Annotated in this window: 13 protein-coding genes; 10 read left to right on the forward strand and 3 right to left on the reverse strand. The window is 72.7% G+C overall.

The window, feature by feature from the left end:
* Positions 1-115: 115 nt before the first annotated feature.
* Both radA and disA read left to right on the forward strand, forming a co-directional pair.
* Positions 116-1,510 carry a DNA repair protein RadA gene (gene radA, locus DEJ43_RS16005; RefSeq protein WP_015034411.1) on the forward strand — a complete coding sequence of 465 codons (1,395 nt, stop codon included), beginning with the start codon at positions 116-118 and terminating at the stop codon, positions 1,508-1,510.
* 527 nt (positions 1,511-2,037) lie between these two features.
* The gene (disA, locus tag DEJ43_RS16010) at positions 2,038-3,162 is read left to right on the forward strand and encodes a DNA integrity scanning diadenylate cyclase DisA (protein ID WP_030324225.1); all 1,125 of its coding nucleotides are present in this window, start codon (positions 2,038-2,040) and stop codon (positions 3,160-3,162) included.
* 87 nt (positions 3,163-3,249) lie between these two features.
* Here disA and DEJ43_RS16015 read toward each other — a convergent pair whose 3' ends face one another.
* Positions 3,250-4,092 carry a hypothetical protein gene (locus DEJ43_RS16015; RefSeq protein WP_041662535.1) on the reverse strand — a complete coding sequence of 281 codons (843 nt, stop codon included), beginning with the start codon at positions 4,090-4,092 and terminating at the stop codon, positions 3,250-3,252.
* Between the two features lie 228 nt (positions 4,093-4,320).
* Between DEJ43_RS16015 and DEJ43_RS16020 the strand changes: the two genes are divergently transcribed.
* From DEJ43_RS16020 to cseC, 6 genes are all read left to right on the forward strand, one after another.
* Positions 4,321-4,992 carry a phosphatase PAP2 family protein gene (locus DEJ43_RS16020; RefSeq protein WP_015034414.1) on the forward strand — a complete coding sequence of 224 codons (672 nt, stop codon included), beginning with the start codon at positions 4,321-4,323 and terminating at the stop codon, positions 4,990-4,992.
* Between the two features lie 33 nt (positions 4,993-5,025).
* On the forward strand, positions 5,026-5,961 hold the full coding sequence (locus DEJ43_RS16025) for an HhH-GPD family protein (RefSeq protein ID WP_015034415.1): 936 nt from the start codon (positions 5,026-5,028) through the stop codon (positions 5,959-5,961).
* 286 nt (positions 5,962-6,247) lie between these two features.
* The gene (locus DEJ43_RS16030) at positions 6,248-6,820 is read left to right on the forward strand and encodes a SigE family RNA polymerase sigma factor (protein WP_015034416.1); all 573 of its coding nucleotides are present in this window, start codon (positions 6,248-6,250) and stop codon (positions 6,818-6,820) included.
* Entirely contained in the window at positions 6,808-7,572 is a 765-nt protein-coding gene (locus DEJ43_RS16035; RefSeq protein WP_015034417.1) for a hypothetical protein, read from the forward strand. The genes DEJ43_RS16030 and DEJ43_RS16035 overlap by 13 nt, the downstream gene beginning before the upstream one ends.
* A gap of 110 nt (positions 7,573-7,682) precedes the next feature.
* On the forward strand, positions 7,683-8,384 hold the full coding sequence (cseB, locus tag DEJ43_RS16040) for a two-component system response regulator CseB (RefSeq protein WP_015034418.1): 702 nt from the start codon (positions 7,683-7,685) through the stop codon (positions 8,382-8,384).
* 44 nt (positions 8,385-8,428) lie between these two features.
* On the forward strand, positions 8,429-9,745 hold the full coding sequence (gene cseC, locus DEJ43_RS16045) for a two-component system sensor histidine kinase CseC (protein ID WP_015034419.1): 1,317 nt from the start codon (positions 8,429-8,431) through the stop codon (positions 9,743-9,745).
* Between the two features lie 118 nt (positions 9,746-9,863).
* Here the strand turns inward: cseC and DEJ43_RS16050 are convergent, their stop codons facing one another.
* The gene (locus tag DEJ43_RS16050) at positions 9,864-11,444 is read right to left on the reverse strand and encodes an MDR family MFS transporter (protein ID WP_015034420.1); all 1,581 of its coding nucleotides are present in this window, start codon (positions 11,442-11,444) and stop codon (positions 9,864-9,866) included.
* Positions 11,445-11,550: 106 nt separating this feature from the next.
* On the opposite strand from DEJ43_RS16050, the gene DEJ43_RS16055 reads away from it, so the two are divergent.
* The gene (locus tag DEJ43_RS16055; RefSeq protein WP_015034421.1) at positions 11,551-12,108 is read left to right on the forward strand and encodes a TetR/AcrR family transcriptional regulator; all 558 of its coding nucleotides are present in this window, start codon (positions 11,551-11,553) and stop codon (positions 12,106-12,108) included.
* Between the two features lie 16 nt (positions 12,109-12,124).
* Here the strand turns inward: DEJ43_RS16055 and DEJ43_RS16060 are convergent, their stop codons facing one another.
* Positions 12,125-12,826: a M23 family metallopeptidase gene (locus DEJ43_RS16060; RefSeq protein WP_015034422.1), complete on the reverse strand. Its 702-nt coding sequence runs from the start codon at positions 12,824-12,826 to the stop codon at positions 12,125-12,127.
* A gap of 475 nt (positions 12,827-13,301) precedes the next feature.
* Here DEJ43_RS16060 and DEJ43_RS16065 point away from each other — a divergent pair, with 475 nt between their 5' ends.
* Complete coding sequence (locus tag DEJ43_RS16065; protein ID WP_015034423.1) at positions 13,302-16,352, forward strand: NACHT domain-containing protein; 3,051 nt, start codon at positions 13,302-13,304, stop codon at positions 16,350-16,352.
* Positions 16,353-16,441 lie beyond the last annotated feature (89 nt).

Consider the following 16,441-nt stretch of genomic DNA (forward strand, 5'->3'; position numbering starts at 1 on the left):
CTTACGGGTGAAGGTATCGCTCGAAAGAGGACAGGAACCGGGCGTTCCGGGGACGGGTGGGGCTCCTGGGGCGGCTCGGGGTCCGCTGTCGGTGGCGGCCGCTACGGTGGGCGACATGGCTGCCCGTACGAAATCGACCAAGGACCGGCCGTCCTACCGCTGCACCGAGTGCGGCTGGCAGACGGCCAAGTGGCTCGGCCGCTGCCCCGAGTGCCAGGCCTGGGGGACGGTCGAGGAGTACGGCGCGCCCGCCGTCCGCACGACCGCCGCGGGCCGGGTCTCCACCGCCGCCCTCCCCATCGGGCAGGTCGACGGCCGGCAGGCGACCGCCCGCTCCACCGGCGTCGACGAGCTCGACCGGGTCCTCGGCGGCGGTCTGGTGCCCGGCGCCGTCGTGCTGCTCGCGGGCGAACCCGGCGTCGGCAAGTCCACGCTGCTGCTGGACGTCGCGGCCAAGGCCGCCAGCGACGAGCACCGCACGCTGTACGTCACGGGCGAGGAGTCCGCGAGCCAGGTCCGGCTGCGCGCCGACCGGATCAACGCCCTCAGCGACCATCTGTACCTGGCGGCCGAGACCGATCTGTCGGCCGTCCTCGGGCACCTGGACGCCGTGAAGCCCTCGCTGCTGATCATGGACTCGGTGCAGACCGTCGCCTCCCCCGAGATCGACGGCGCGCCCGGCGGCATGGCGCAGGTCCGCGAGGTCGCCGGAGCGCTCATCCGGGCCTCCAAGGAGCGCGGCATGTCCACGCTGCTCGTGGGCCACGTCACCAAGGACGGGGCGATCGCCGGGCCCCGGCTCCTTGAGCACCTGGTCGACGTCGTCCTCAGCTTCGAGGGCGACCGGCACGCGCGCCTGCGGCTGGTCCGCGGCGTCAAGAACCGGTACGGGGCGACGGACGAGGTCGGCTGCTTCGAACTGCACGACGAGGGGATCACGGGTCTCGCCGACCCGTCGGGGCTCTTCCTGACCCGGCGCGACGTGGCCGTGCCGGGCACCTGCCTGACGGTCACCCTGGAGGGCCGCCGGCCGCTCGTCGCCGAGGTGCAGTCGCTGACGGTGGACTCCCAGATCCCGTCCCCGCGCCGGACCGTCTCCGGTCTTGAGACCTCCCGGGTCTCGATGATGCTGGCCGTCCTGGAGCAGCGCGGGCGGATCAGCGCGCTGGGCAAGCGGGACATCTACAGCGCGACCGTGGGCGGGGTGAAGCTGACCGAGCCCGCCGCCGACCTGGCGATCGCGCTCGCCCTCGCCTCGGCGGCGAGCGACACCCCGCTGCCGAAGAACCTGGTGGCGATCGGCGAGGTCGGCCTCGCGGGCGAGGTCCGGCGGGTGACGGGCGTCCAGCGCCGCCTGGCCGAGGCACACCGCCTCGGCTTCACCCACGCGCTGGTCCCCTCGGACCCGGGCAAGGTGCCGGCCGGCATGAAGGTGACGGAGGTCGCCGACATGGGCGACGCCCTGCGGGTCCTGCCCCGCGGGCGACGGGCGAAGACGGCGGAGGCGTAGGGGGCGGGGCCGGCGGGTCGGTCCCGGGTAGGGCTGCCGCGCCGGGCCGCTCGGGCTGGACGGGTGGGCGGCTTGCGCCCGACGAGCGGTCCGCTGGCGCGAAGCGGGCCGCGAACGCCGGAGGGGCGGCTCGCGCGCCCGACGGCCGGTCCGTCCACGCCGGACGGGCGGGTCCGCCCACGCGGACGGGCGGCACGCTCGCGCCCGACGGGCGGTCGGCTGACGCCGAAGCGGTCCGCGCACGCCGGACGGGCGGCACGTGCGCGCCCGACGGACGGGCCACTCGCCCACGCCGGACGGGCGGTCCGCGCGCCCGACGGGCGGTCCGTTCGCGGCACGCGCGTGGTTCACTCACGCCGCATGAACGGTTCGCTTCGTACGCTTCGCGGAGACGCGGAGGGTTAGGGCCGTGTCGGGGTGGGGACCCCTTTCGGACCACCCGGGATCGGTCGGGGGCGGAGGGCGGCGGGGTGGTGTCGCTAGACTTTGCCCTGGTCTCGCCCATCCGTACGAGCCGGAGGAGTGCAGTGGCAGCCAAGGACGGGGCAGCAGCTCCTGGAAAGTCCGGCGCGGGCTCCGGCAACGAAGCGCTGATGCGCGCCGCCCTGAGCGCCGTCGCGCCGGGCACCGCGCTGCGTGACGGCCTGGAGCGGATCCTCCGCGGCAACACCGGCGGTCTCATCGTGCTGGGCCTGGACAAGACGGTCGACTCGATGTGCACCGGCGGTTTCGTGCTGGACGTCGAGTTCGCCGCCACGCGGCTGCGGGAGCTGTGCAAGCTCGACGGCGCGCTCGTCCTCGACAAGGACATCACCAAGATCCACCGCGCGGGCGTGCAGCTGGTCCCGGACGCCTCCATCCCCACCGAGGAGACCGGCACCCGGCACCGTACGGCGGACCGGGTCTCCAAGCAGTGCAACTTCCCGGTCGTCTCCGTCTCCCAGTCCATGCGCCTGATCGCGCTGTACGTGGACGGGGAGCGGCGGGTCCTGGAGGAGTCGGCCGCGATCCTGTCCCGTGCCAACCAGGCCCTCGCGACGCTGGAGCGGTACAAGCTCCGGCTCGACGAGGTGGCGGGCACGCTCTCCGCCCTGGAGATCGAGGACCTGGTCACGGTCAGGGACGTCACCGCCGTCGCCCAGCGCCTTGAGATGGTCCGCCGGATCGCCACCGAGATCGCCGAGTACGTGGTCGAGCTCGGTACGGACGGCCGGCTGCTCTCGCTCCAGCTCGACGAGCTGATCGCGGGCGTGGAGCCGGAGCGCGAGCTGGTGATCCGGGACTACGTGCCGGAGCCGACGGCCAAGCGCTCGCGTACGGTCGCGGAGGCGCTCACCGAGCTGGACGCGCTGACCCACACCGAGCTGCTCGAACTCCCGGTCGTGGCGCGGGCACTGGGCTACAGCGGTTCGCCCGAGACCCTGGACTCCGCGGTCTCGCCGCGCGGCTACCGGCTCCTGGCCAAGGTGCCGAGGCTGCCGGGCGCGATCATCGAGCGGCTCGTGGAGCACTTCGGCGGGCTGCAGAAGCTGCTCGCGGCCAGCGTGGACGACCTGCAGACGGTGGACGGCGTCGGCGAGGCCCGCGCCCGCAGCGTGCGCGAGGGTCTGTCCCGGCTGGCGGAGTCCTCGATCCTTGAGCGGTACGTCTAGGCGCACTCGACGTACCGGACGCCCGTAGCCCGCGCCCCCGTCGCCCGCGCCGCCGGCGCCCGCGCCGCCGCCGGCGCGGGCTCTGCGTCAGTCCTTGGCGAGGGTGAACGACGCCGGGAGCACCTTGGCGCCCGGCACCTTCGCCTCCACCAGGTACGTGCCGGGGCCCGCCTGGCCGGCCGGGGTGGTGGCGCACTGCGGGGCGCTGCGTCCGCGGTCCCACTCCACGGTGTGGGTGACGGTGGCTCCCGCGGGGACCTTGAGCAGGATCGGGTCGCCGGGGCGCGGGCAGTCCGCCGAAGACCAGAACTCGCCGTTCTTGCCGTCGCTGATCGTCAGAATGGCGGTGCGCGGCCCGAAGTCGGCCTTGCAGTCGGTGGTCGAGGGGTTCTTGGCGACGAGGTGGAAGCGCGGCTTCTCCCCGGGCTCGTAACTGACCTTGGCGCTGCGGAGCGTCAACTGCAGTGATCCGGCGGGGCAGTTCGGCAGCGGGGAGTTCGCCGGGACGCGCTGCCCGGCGCCCGTGCCTGCGCCGCCGTCGCCGCCCGCGCCGTCGGTGTCGCCGTTCTTGCCGCCGTCGGTCCCGGCGGCCGTACCCGCGTCCGTGCCGGTGCCGGTGCCCGGGTCCGTACCCGGGCCGCCCGAGCCGGCGTCGCCGCCCGTGGTGTCACCCGAGTCGTCCGACTCGTCGCGTCCGCCCGGCTGTTGGCTGATCGCCGGGCCGGTGCCGGAGGGCCCCGGGGTGATCGAGGGAGGCGTGGGGGACGAGCCGTTGGCCCCGTCGTTCGTCTTCTTCCCGCCCCCGCCGCCGGAGGTGACGGCCCATACGGTGAGGAGTGCGAGAAGTGCCACCAGGCACGCCGCCACCGCCCTCCGTCGCCAGTAGATGGTGGAGGGAAGCGGCCCGACCGGATTGCGCAAAGATCCCACGACCCGAACCTTACGAGAGATCCGGCCCAACTCCCGCCCCAACCGCCGCCCGGGGCAACAAGTTTTGCCGATGATCACATCCTCGTGTTCCGGGAACTTCCCGGGACCGCCGCCCGTCCCGACGGTTGTCCCGCCCGGTCCACCGCCGGACCCCCCACTTTCGTCGGGGGTCGTTCTGGCCGTTGGCCCGGGGCGACGGCGTGCGGATTCCGGTTAGCGTCGTCCACCATGAACACCCTTCTCGACCTCTCCGACCGGCTGTATCTCGACGTCGCCGACTTCGCGCACTCCACCCCCCACTGGTTCCAGTGGCTCGCCGAGGTCTGGACCGAGGCCGGACTCCTGCTGTTCGGCGTGCTGTTCCTGGCGGGCTGGTGGCGGGCCCGCGAGGGGGCGAGCCGGATGATGGCGCTCGCGCTGCTCGCCCCGCTCGCCACCGCCTTCGGATACGTGGTGAGCGAGTCGCTGAAGTCGCTGGTCGACGAGGAACGCCCGTGCCGTGCGGTCATCGGGGCACCCGCCTCGCTCGTCGCCTGCCCGCCGCACGGCGACTGGTCCTTCCCCAGCAACCACTCGGCCATCGCGGGCGCCGCGGCGATCGCCCTCGCGCTGTCCTGGCGCGGGATCGGCCGGCTGACCGTGCCGATGGCGATCCTCATGGCCTTCTCCCGGGTCTTCGTCGGCGTGCACTACCCGCACGACGTGACCGTCGGCCTGCTCCTCGGCGGTCTGGTCGCCTTCCTCGTGATGAAGGCGGCGGTGCGGCCGGTGGGCGCTCTGGTGGAGACGGCCCGGTCGAGCCGGAGCGCCGCGGTGGTGTGGTGCGCGGGGCGCGGGCCGCGCGCGCACGCCCCCGCGTACGCCCAGGAACCCCAGCGCGCACGCCACGGCGCGTACTGATCGCTCCTGGGACGTGCCAGGATCGGAGGTGCCATGACTTCCATCGACGCCTCCCCCATGCCTGAAGCCCCCTCGGCTCCCGCGCTCCCGACGCCGCCCGCCGAGCTGCACGGGCCCGTCCTCGCCTGGTTCGACCGGCACGCCCGCGACCTGCCCTGGCGCCGCCCCGAGGCGGGCGCCTGGGGCGTCATGGTCAGCGAGTTCATGCTCCAGCAGACGCCCGTCGTCCGGGTGCTCCCGGTGTACGAGCAGTGGCTCGCGCGCTGGCCGCGCCCGGCCGACCTGGCCGCCGAGGCCTCCGGCGAGGCGGTCCGCGCGTGGGGCCGGCTCGGCTATCCGCGCCGGGCGCTGCGGCTGCACGCGGCGGCCGTGGCCATAACGGAACGGCACGGCGGCGACGTGCCGAGCGACCACGGGCAGCTGCTCGCGCTGCCCGGGATCGGCGAGTACACGGCGGCGGCGGTGGCCTCCTTCGCGTACGGGCAGCGGCACGCGGTCCTGGACACCAACGTGCGCCGGGTCTTCGCGCGGGCGGCGACGGGCGTGCAGTACCCGCCGAACGCGACCACCGCCGCCGAGCGGCGGCTGGCCCGCGCGCTGCTTCCGCAGGACGAGTCGACGGCCTCCCGCTGGGCCGCCGCCTCGATGGAGCTGGGCGCGCTCGTCTGCACGGCGAAGAACGAGGACTGCTCGCGCTGTCCGATCGCCGGGCACTGCGCCTGGCGCCTCGCGGGGAAGCCGGCGCACGACGGGCCGCCGCGGCGCGGTCAGACGTACGCCGGGACCGACCGCCAGGTCCGGGGCAGGCTCCTGGCGGTGCTGCGTGAGTCGACGGACCCGGTGGCGCAGGCGGTCCTCGACACGGTCTGGGACGAGCCGGTGCAGCGGGCCAGGGCGCTGGACGGCCTGGTCGCCGACGGTCTGGTCGAACCGCTGGACGGCGGATACTTCCGACTGCCCATGGCCTGACCCCCCGCCGGGGCACTGGCGGACGCTGCGGCCGCTCGCGGCCTGATCCGCCGCCTGGCCCTGGCGGACGGTCCGAATGCCCATGGCCGGCCGACCCGCCGCCTGGTCCCCCTCGCCCCCCAGACCCTTCCCGTCCCCCGAAACCTCCTCCGCCCCGCTGTTACACAACCGATGGGTAGCCGTGCGTCCACCGACGGCTGCCCCGCACAGCCCCGTGACAACCGCTCCGTAGCGTCATCGACGACACGAGGAACGAAGCAGGTCACGGGGTTCGGAGGCGGTTCGGATGAGGCATGGCGAGGTGCTCGACTTCGAGGAGTACGTCCGCACGCGGCAGGAGGCGCTGCTGCGCAGTGCGCGTCGTCTCGTCGCGGACCCCGTCGACGCCCAGGACCTGCTCCAGACGGCCCTGGCCCGCACGTTCGGCCGCTGGGACGGCATCGCCGACAAGTCCCTGGCCGACGCCTACCTCCGCCGGGTCATGATCAACACCCGGACCGAGTGGTGGCGCTCGCGCAAGCTCGACGAGGTGCCCACCGAGCAGCTCCCCGACGCCTCCGTCGACGACCCGACCGAGCAGCACGCCGACCGGGCGCTCCTCATGGACGTCCTGAAGGTGCTCGCGCCGAAGCAGCGCAGCGTCGTCGTCCTGCGGCACTGGGAACAGATGAGCACCGAGGAGACCGCGGCCGCGCTCGGCATGTCGACCGGTACGGTGAAGTCGACGCTCCACCGCGCGCTCGCCCGGCTCCGTCAGGAGCTGGAGAGCCGTGACCTCGATGCCCGCGCCCTGGGGCGGACCGGAGAGCGGACGACCGTACGAGGCGACGAACGGGGGCGGGAGCGGTGCGCGGCCTAGACGGCGAAGCCGACGGCAGCAGACACGACCGCGACAGCGGCATCGACAGCGGTGACGGTGCGGGCGGCGGCGACCGGTACGGGACCGGGCGTCGCCGCCGGCGCGGTACCGCCAAGGCGGCGAGCATCACGGCGGCGGCCGGGCTCGTCGCCGTCGGGCTGTCCATGGCCGCCTGCTCCACCGGCGGCACCGGCTCCCGCGACGAGGGAGCGGCCGCCACGAAGGAGGTCGCCGCGGCGGCCCCCACCCCCTCGGCCTCGCCCGGCGGGGGGCAGCGGTCGGCCGAGCGGGTGGATCCGATCGCGCTGCTCAAGGGCGACCCGAAGATCGGTGAACGGCTGAAGACGGATCTGAAGCCCTGTGTCGCGGACGCCTATCCGGTGGACACCTCCTACGGCAATCTCACCAACGCGGCCGCGCCCGACGTCGTCGTCAACGTGATGACCTGCGGTGACGCCGTGGGCATCGGCACGTACGTCTACCGGAAGCAGAGCGACCGGTACGAGAACGTGTTCATGGCCGAGGACGCGGCGGTGTACGGCACGATCGACCGGGGCGAGCTCGTCGTGACCAAGCAGGTGTACGCGAAGGGTGACCCGGTCGCGTACCCCTCGGGCGAGGACGTGATCACCTACCGCTGGTCGGGGAACGGCTTCACCCAGCACGACTGGGTCCACAACGACTACAGCCGTGCCGTGGACGGGGGCTCCGCGGTCACGGAGCCCGCCCCGAGCGAGCCGCCCGTCCGCTGAGCCGTGGGAGCCGGCCACCCGCCATCCGGCCGGCCCCGCCCGTACACCTCCGCCACCCCACACCTCCCACCAGCACCGCAGCACGCGCAGAGATCCGAAGGGCACGCACGATGGCCGAAACCCATGTCCTGTTCGTCGAGGACGACGACGTCATCCGTGAGGCCACCCAGCTCGCCCTGGAGCGGGACGGCTTCCGCGTCACGGCCATGCCCGACGGGCTGTCCGGCCTGGACGCCTTCCGCGCGCAGCGGCCCGACATCGCCCTGCTCGACGTGATGCTGCCGGGCATGGACGGGGTCAGCCTCTGCCGCCGCATCCGCGACGAGTCGACCGTGCCGGTGATCATGCTGTCGGCGCGCGCCGACTCGATCGACGTCGTCCTCGGCCTGGAGGCCGGCGCCGACGACTACGTCACCAAGCCCTTCGACGGCTCCGTCCTGATGGCCCGGATCCGCGCCGTGCTGCGCCGTTTCGGGCACGCGGGCGGGCCCGGCGCCGGGGAGCACGGGGAGGAGACGCCGGACGGCGGGCTCCTCGCCTTCGGCGACCTGGAGGTCGACACCGAGGGCATGGAGGTCCGCAAGGCCGGCGCCCCCGTCGCGCTGACCCCGACCGAGATGCGGCTGCTCCTGGAGTTCTCGTCCGCGCCGGGCACCGTGCTGTCCCGTGACAAGCTCCTCGAGCGGGTCTGGGACTACGGCTGGGGCGGCGACACCCGGGTCGTGGACGTCCACGTCCAGCGGCTGCGCGCCAAGATCGGCCAGGACAGGATCGAGACGGTCCGCGGCTTCGGCTACAAGCTCAAGAGCTGAACCGGCATGGTTCACACGACATCCCCCGAGACGGACAGGAACCGGTGAAGCTGCTCCCGCTGCGGACCGGGGTCCGCTGGAAGATCGCCGTCGCCATCGCGGCGGTCGGCGCGCTGATCGCGGTCACCCTGAGCGTGGTCGTGCACAACGCCGCCCGCATCTCGATGCTCGACAACGCGCGCGAGGTGCAGATGGAGCGGCTGCTCTTCGCGCAGCGGATGTACGAGACGTCGAAGCCGAAGGAGCCGCGCTTCGGCACGAAGATCAACGACCCGTCGCTGCCCCCTCAGCTCGACCAGCTGATGCGGGACAAGCGGCGCGGCACGTACGTGCAGGAGCACCGGCACGGCGGGCCGCCGGACGTGTGGGCGGCGGTGCCGCTCGCCAACGGCGACGTGCTCTCGCTGCACATCCCGTTCGCCGACCGCAGCGCGACGATCATGAACGATCTCGACCGGGCCCTCGTCATCGGCTCGGTCTCGGTGGTCTTCGGCGGCTGCGCGCTCGGCGTGCTCATCGGCGGCCAGCTCTCCCGGCGGCTGCGCAAGGCCGCCGTGGCGGCCGGCCGGGTCGCCCAGGGGAACACCGACGTCCGGGTCAGGGAGGCCGTCGGCGGGGTCGTGCGGGACGAGACCGACGACCTGGCGTGGGCGGTCGACGCGCTGACCGACGCGCTCAACGAGCGGATCGAGGCGGAGCGCCGGGTCACCGCCGACATCGCGCACGAACTGCGCACCCCGGTGACCGGACTGCTCACGGCGGCCGAACTGCTGCCGCCGGGCCGTCCCACCGAGCTGGTACGGGACCGGGCGCAGGCGATGCGGACGCTGGTCGAGGACGTCCTGGAGGTGGCGCGTCTCGACAGCGCGTCCGAGCGGGCGGAGCTCCAGGAGATCGCGCTCGGCGAGTTCGTGGAGCGGCGGGTGCGGGCGCTCGACCCCGAGGTGGTCGTCCGGGTCGTCCACGACTCCTGGGTGAACACCGACCCCCGGCGCCTGGAGCGCGTCCTCGGCAACCTCCTGGCCAACGCCGCCAAGCACGGCAGGCCGCCGGTGGAGGTCACGGTGGAGGGCCGGGTGGTCCGCGTGCGCGACCACGGCCCCGGCTTCCCCGAGGCGCTGCTCAAGGAGGGCCCGAGCCGGTTCCGTACGGGCACGAGCGACCGCGCGGGCCAGGGCCACGGCCTGGGCCTGACGATCGCGGCGGGCCAGGCGCGGGTCCTCGGCGCCCGGCTGACCTTCCGGAACGTGGCCTCGGAGGCCGCGCCGAACGGGGTGGGCGGCGCCATCGCGGTGCTGTGGCTGCCGGACCACGCGCCGACGAACACGGGCAGCTTCCCGATCCTGCGCCCGGCCGACTGAGCCGGGGCACGGCCGGGCGCGTGCGGTGGCCGGTGGTGTGCGGTGACCGGTGGCGGTACGGCGGTGGGGCCGGGTCCTTGTCCAGGACCCGGCCCCACCGCCGTACGAACAGCTGACCTCAGACGGTCTCGGCGACCTTGGCCGACTCGCCGGACTCCGTCGTCGGGGCCGGCGCGGGACCGGCGCCGCGCAGCGCCACCTCCTTGACGAAGAAGGCGAGGACCAGGCCGAGCACCGAGACCGCGGAGGCGACCAGGAAGGCGCCGTGCGTGCCCGTGGCGACCGCGTGCTGGTAGGCCTCGCGGAGCGCCTCCGGCAGCTTGGCGAGGCTGGCCGCGTCGAGCTGCGCCGTCCGCTCGGTGAGCCCGCCGCCGCCGCGCGAGGCCATCTCGTCCTGGACGCGGCTCGTGAAGAGCGCGCCCATGATCGCGACGCCGAAGGAGGAGCCCAGCGTGCGGAACAGGGTGGTGGAGGACGAGGCGACGCCCATGTCCTTCATCTCGACGCTGTTCTGCGCGACGAGCATCGTGATCTGCATCAGGAAGCCCATGCCGGCGCCGAGGACCGCCATCCAGATGCCGGAGACCAGTCGCGAGGTGCCGGTGTCCATCGTGGAGAGCAGGAAGAGGCCGGTCATCATCAGCGCGCCGCCGATGATCGGGAAGATCTTGTACTTGCCGGTGCTGGTGGTGAAGCGGCCGACGACCAGCGAGACGACCATCATGGCGAGCAGCATCGGCAGGAGCAGCAGACCGGAGTTGGTCGCCGAGGCGCCCTGGACGGACTGCTGGAAGATCGGCAGGTAGAGCACCGCGCCGAACATCACGAAGCCGGTGATGAAGCCGATCAGGGACATCAGGGTGAAGTTGCGGCTGCGGAAGATGTGCAGCGGCATGATCGGGTCGGCGGCCCGGGTCTCCGCCCACAGGAAGGCGGCGAGGGCGAGCGCTCCGCCGACCGCGAGGCCGACGATGGTGGCCGAGCCCCAGGCGTACTCCGTACCGCCCCAGGTGGTGACGAGGACGATCGCGGTGATGCCGACCGTCAGCAGCGCCGCGCCGAGGAAGTCGATGCGGGTGCCCTTGTCACGCTGCTTCTTCGGCAGGTGCAGCACGGTCGTGATCATGGCGAGAGCCACGGCACCGAGCGGCAGGTTGATGTAGAAGGACCAGCGCCAGCCCCAGTGGTCGGTGATGGTGCCGCCGACGAGGGGGCCGCCGATCATGGCGAGGGCCATCACGCCGGCCATCATGCCCTGGTACTTGCCGCGCTCGCGGGGCGGGATGAGGTCGCCGATGATCGCCATCACGCCGACCATGAGGCCGCCGGCGCCGAGGCCCTGGATCGTGCGGAAGCCGATGAGCTGGCCCATGTCCTGGGCCATGCCGCTGAGCGCCGAGCCGATCAGGAAGATCACGATCGAGGTGAGGAAGACGCCCTTGCGGCCGAACATGTCGCCGACCTTGCCCCAGAGGGGGGTGGAGGCGGCGGTGGCCAGGGTGTAGGCGGTGACCACCCAGGAGAGGTGTTCGAGGCCGCCGAGTTCGCCGACGATCGTCGGCATCGCGGTGCCGATGATCATGTTGTCGAGCATCGCGAGGAGCATCGCGATCATCAGGGCGAGGAGGACCACACGGACGCTGCGTGGCTGCGGTTCCGTCTCCCCCTGCACCGGGTTCGCTGTCGCTTGCGTGGTCATGTCGTCGTCCCTTACTTGCCGCCCGGCTAGCTACTACTACACTGGGGACGGTAGACCTGTAACTTGCCGGTCGTCAAGTAAGTTCTGTGGAAAGTGGAGGGCAGTCATGGCCCGAGGCAACACCCGCCAGCGCATCCAGGACGTGGCCCTCGACCTCTTCGCCGAGCAGGGCTACGAGAAGACCTCCCTGCGCGAGATCGCGGAACGCCTCGACGTCACCAAAGCGGCCCTCTACTACCACTTCAAGACCAAGGAAGACATCCTCATCGGGATCTTCGAGGACCTGACCCGGCCCATGGACGAGCTGATCGCCTGGGCCGAGGAACAGCCCCGCACCCTGGAGACCCGGCAGGAGGTGCTGCGCCGCTACCAGGAGGCGCTGCGCGCGGCGGCCCCGCTCTTCCGCTTCATGCAGGAGAACCAGGCGACGGTCCGCGAGCTCAGCGTGGGCCTCACCTTCAAGGAGCGGATGCTCGCCCTCACCGGGCTGATCCGGGAGCCGGACTTCGCGATGGTGGACCAGGTGCGCTGCGTCAGCGCGATCTTCACCCTGCACGCGGGCGCGTTCTTCATGCAGAACATCGAGGGCGACTCCGAGGAGAAGCACAGGGCCACCCTCGAGGTCGCCCTCGATCTGCTCAATCAGGCCCACGGGGCCGCTTGAGGTTCGTCTCGCCGGCTCAGATGGAGACGCCGTGGGACCGCAGGAAGGCGGCCGGGTTCACGGCGGAGCCGTAGTTCGGGGTCGTACGGATCTCGAAGTGCAGGTGCGGGCCGGAGGAGTTGCCGGTGTTGCCCGAGAGGGCGATCTGCTGGCCGGCCATGACCTTCTGGCCGATGTGCACCTTGATCTTCGACAGGTGGGCGTACTGCGAGTACGTGCCGTTGGCGTGCTTGACGACGATCGCGTTGCCGTACGCGGGGCCGTCGCCGCCGCCGTTCGGGCCGGCCTTCACGACGGTGCCCGCGCCCGCGGCCTTGACCGAGGTGCCGGTCGGGACGGCGAAGTCCTGGCCGGAGTGCTTGTGGGCCCACATGGCGCCGCCCTGGTTGTAGCTGGCGCTCAGCGTGTACGCGCTGACCGGCTTGACCCAGGACGCGGCCTTCTTGGCGGCGACGGGCTTCACCGCGACGGCCTTCTTGACCGCGGCCTTCTTGGCGGCCGTGGCCTTGGCGGCGGCGGCCTTCACCTGGGCGGCGACGTGAGCCTGGGCGTCGGCCTGGGCGGAGACGGCGGCGGCGGTGAGCGCGACCGGCGCGGTGGCGGCCTTGCCCTCGGCGGCGAAGGCGGACCCAGCTCCGGTCACCATCGTCGCCCCCAGGCCGGCGGCGGCGAGAGCGACGACGGTGACACGGGCGGCGGGGTTCATGCGCTTCGACATACGGGGGAAACCTCCGGGAAGTACGGGACCCGACGCGAACGGTGCTCTGCGTCGGGCTTGCTCATCCTTGGTAACCCGGACCCCCACTCGGGCCAAAACACCCCATCTACGACATCGCGTCGTAGCGATCTCTGGGGAAGTTCAGCCCTTGACGACCTCGGCCCGCTCCTTCGAAATCGGACATACCGACACAAGAGAACCGGTTTATCCGCATGTCCGGGAGTGCCGGAACCGCGTAAAACACCATCTGGCGTCCGGTTCGGGACCCGTCGGGACCAAAGTCCCGGAGGTTCACTCCTGAACGTCCCGAATCGACACCAAAGGGCGCCACTATTCCGGTTAGTACCCCTCGAAACCCCTGTGCGCCTTGTCACCAGGCCCCGCCCGCCAATGGGACCTGGGTCACGCAACCGAACCGCCTTGAAGGCCGTCCCGCACTACGCTGACCGCTACGCGGAACCACGGGGGGACACACATGGAACCGGCACTCATCGGCGCGCGCCTGACCTCGGCGGCGATCGGGCCACTCCTGAAGAAACTGCTGGTCAGCGAGGGTCCGGGGGCGGGTCTCACGGGCGGCGAGGGAAAGATCCGGCTGTCCTCCCTCGTCTCCTTCCGCGGCGAGAAGCGCACCCTCACCGAGAAGGACGTCCGCAAGCTCGCGGCGACGCTGGTCGAACGCTCCCTGGCCGGCGCCGGCGGGCGGCCGTTCCCCGCCGACGAGACCGAGGCCGTCACCGAGACCCTCGCGAAGACCCTCCTCTCCCTCGGCGACCTCGACATGGACGACGTCCAGGCCGTCCGCCTCGGCCACACCGCCCTCGCCCGCCGCCTCCGCGCGGCCGCCCCGGCCCCGGACGGCCTCTCCACCGACTCCGTCCGCTACCTGGAGTCGATGACCGAGTGGGCCTGCCTCCACATCCTGGAGTTCTTCACCGGGCGCTCCACGTTCGTCGCCCGCAGCCTCGTCGAGCAGACCCGCGGCCAGAACGAGCTCATCGCGAAGACGGACGAGCTGATCCGCCGCACACCACGGCAGGACACCCGCGACGCGGAGTTCGAGGACCGCTACCTCGCCCACCTGGCGAGGAAGCACGGCCGCCTCACGATCTACGGCATCGACCTGCACCACTCACCGGAGGACTGGCCGCTGGACCTGGCCTACCTGTCGCTCGAAGCGACGGGCAAGGAGACCACCGGGGCCTCCGGCGCCCGCCCCCGGACCCGGGACGGCGAGCCCGCCGCCGGTCACGGGCAGCTCCACAGCGTCCCCGCCGACCGGGCGCTCGCCCGGCACCCCCGCATCCTGCTGCGCGGGGTCGCCGGCTCCGGCAAGACGACCCTGGTCCAGTGGCTTGCGGTCACCGCGGCCGAGGCGTCCGACGGAACGGTCCCCTTCGTCCTGCCCCTGCGCACCCTGACCCGCCACGGCGAACGGCTGCCCCCCGTCGACCGCCTCCTCTCCGCCGTCGGCTGCCCCCTCACCCCGCCCGAGGGCTGGGCCGACCGCGTCCTCACCGCCGGCCGGGGCATCGTCCTCATCGACGGCATCGACGAGGTCCCCGAACGGGAGCGCGAACGGACCCGCCGCTGGCTGCGCGACCTGATCAGCGCCTACGACGGCGGCAACCGCTGGCTCGTCACCTCCCGCCCCTCGGCGGTCGGCGACGACTGGCTGGCGACCGACCGCTTCACCGAACTCACCCTCTCCGCGATGTCCCGCTCCGAGGTCACCACCTTCGTCCGCCGCTGGCACGCCGCCGGAGGACCGGCCGCCGCGCCGTACGAGCAGCAGCTCGTCGACGCCCTCCGGACCACCCCCGAACTCGCCCGGCTCGCCACCAACCCCCTCATGTGCGGCCTCATCTGCGCCCTCCACCACGACCGGCGCGGCTTCCTGCCCCGCGGACGCAAGGCCCTGTACGACGCCGCCCTGGCCATGCTCCTCACCCGCCGCGACCGCGAGCGGGACATGGCGGCCCCCTACGGGGTGGCACTCGGCGAGGCGCCCCAGATCCAGCTCATCCAGCGCCTCGCCTACTGGCTCACCCTCAACGGGCGCACCCAGATGGACCGCGAGCACGCGCGGTCCATCGTCACGGAGGCCGTCCCCGCCGTCCCCGAGGCCGCCGCCCACGGCGACCCGGACAGCGTGTTCACCCACCTCCTGCACCGCAGCGGACTGCTCCGCGAGCCGACGCCCGACACCGTCGACTTCGTCCACCGCACCTTCCAGGACTACCTCGCGGCCAAGCACCTGGTGGACCGCTGGGACATCGGCGTCCTGATCGACCACGCGGCGGACGACCAGTGGGAGGACGTCGTCCGGATGGCGGTGGCCCACTCCCGGCCCCGCGAGTGCGCGGAGATCTTCCGCGAACTGCTGTCCGCCGCCGACGCCGCGGCGGAACCCCGCACCCGCCTCCGGCTGCTCGTGGTGGCGGCGACGGCCCTCGACCACGCGACGGAGGTGGCACCGGAGGTGCGGGAGGAGATCCTCGCCCGTACCGCCGAGGTGATCCCGCCCCGCACCCCGGAGGAGGCCCGGGAACTGGCCCTCGTCGGCCCCACGGTGCTCGGGCTCCTCGCCCCGCCCGAGGCGCTCTCCGACGAGCAGGCCCTCATGTCCGTGATCACGGCCACCGCGGTCACCCACGACGCGTCGATCCCCTACCTGGTCCGCTTCGCCGAACACCCCCTGCTGAACGTCCGCTCCCAGCTCATCTGGGCCTGGCCCCGCTTCGACACCCGGGCGTACGCCGAGCAGGTCGTCGCCCGGCTCGACCCCACCGAACTGAACTACACGGTGCGGGAGGACCACCACGCGGCCGAGCTGGAGCGGCTCGGGCTGCGGCCCGCCCGGCTGGACATCGGCGCGGGGGTCTCGCCCGACGTGGCCGCCTCGCTCATCGCCCGGTGCGACCCCACCCTTCTGGTGCTGCGCAGGGCCGAGCCCTCGCTCGACCTGAGCGTGCTCAGCACGCTGAGCCGGCTCGAAAGCCTTGAGCTCGACCTGCCCGAGCACACGACCTGGACGTCGGAGCAGCTCCCGGCGTCCGCGCCGCTGACCTCCCTCGCGCTCTCCTCGTGGCCGCAGGACGGTCTTGGCACCCTCAGCCACCTCGGCCGGCTCACCGCGCTGAGCCTGTGGGACGCGCCCGTCCTCGGGCCCGAGCAGTGGCGTGACCTCGCCGGCCTTCCCCTGCTCAACACCCTCGCGATCGACCAGGAGGACCTGCTCTACGGATGGCCGGAGGACCTCGTCATGCCGGGGATCACCGGGCTGCGGTTCACCCACGGCGACCGGCCGCCGCTGGCCCTCCTCGTGGGCGCCTTCCCCTCCCTGGAGGAGCTGGACCTGGACTGCCACACGGAGGAGGCCGTGGACGTCTCGGTGCTGGCCGGCCTGGAGCGGCTGAGCTGGCTCTCCAGCGACGGCTCCCTGGCGGGGACCGAGCACCTCCCCGCCCGCGTCCAGCTCTTCGCCCAGGCCGAGGCCATCCGGCGGAGGCCGTCCGAGGCCTGAGCCGTACGACACGGGCGCGGGCCGACCGGGGAGCCGTACGACACGAGTGCGGGCCGGCCGCGGAGCCGTACGACACGGCAAAAGGGGCG

This window comes from Streptomyces venezuelae ATCC 10712 (genome assembly GCF_008639165.1).
Taxonomy (GTDB): domain Bacteria; phylum Actinomycetota; class Actinomycetes; order Streptomycetales; family Streptomycetaceae; genus Streptomyces; species Streptomyces venezuelae.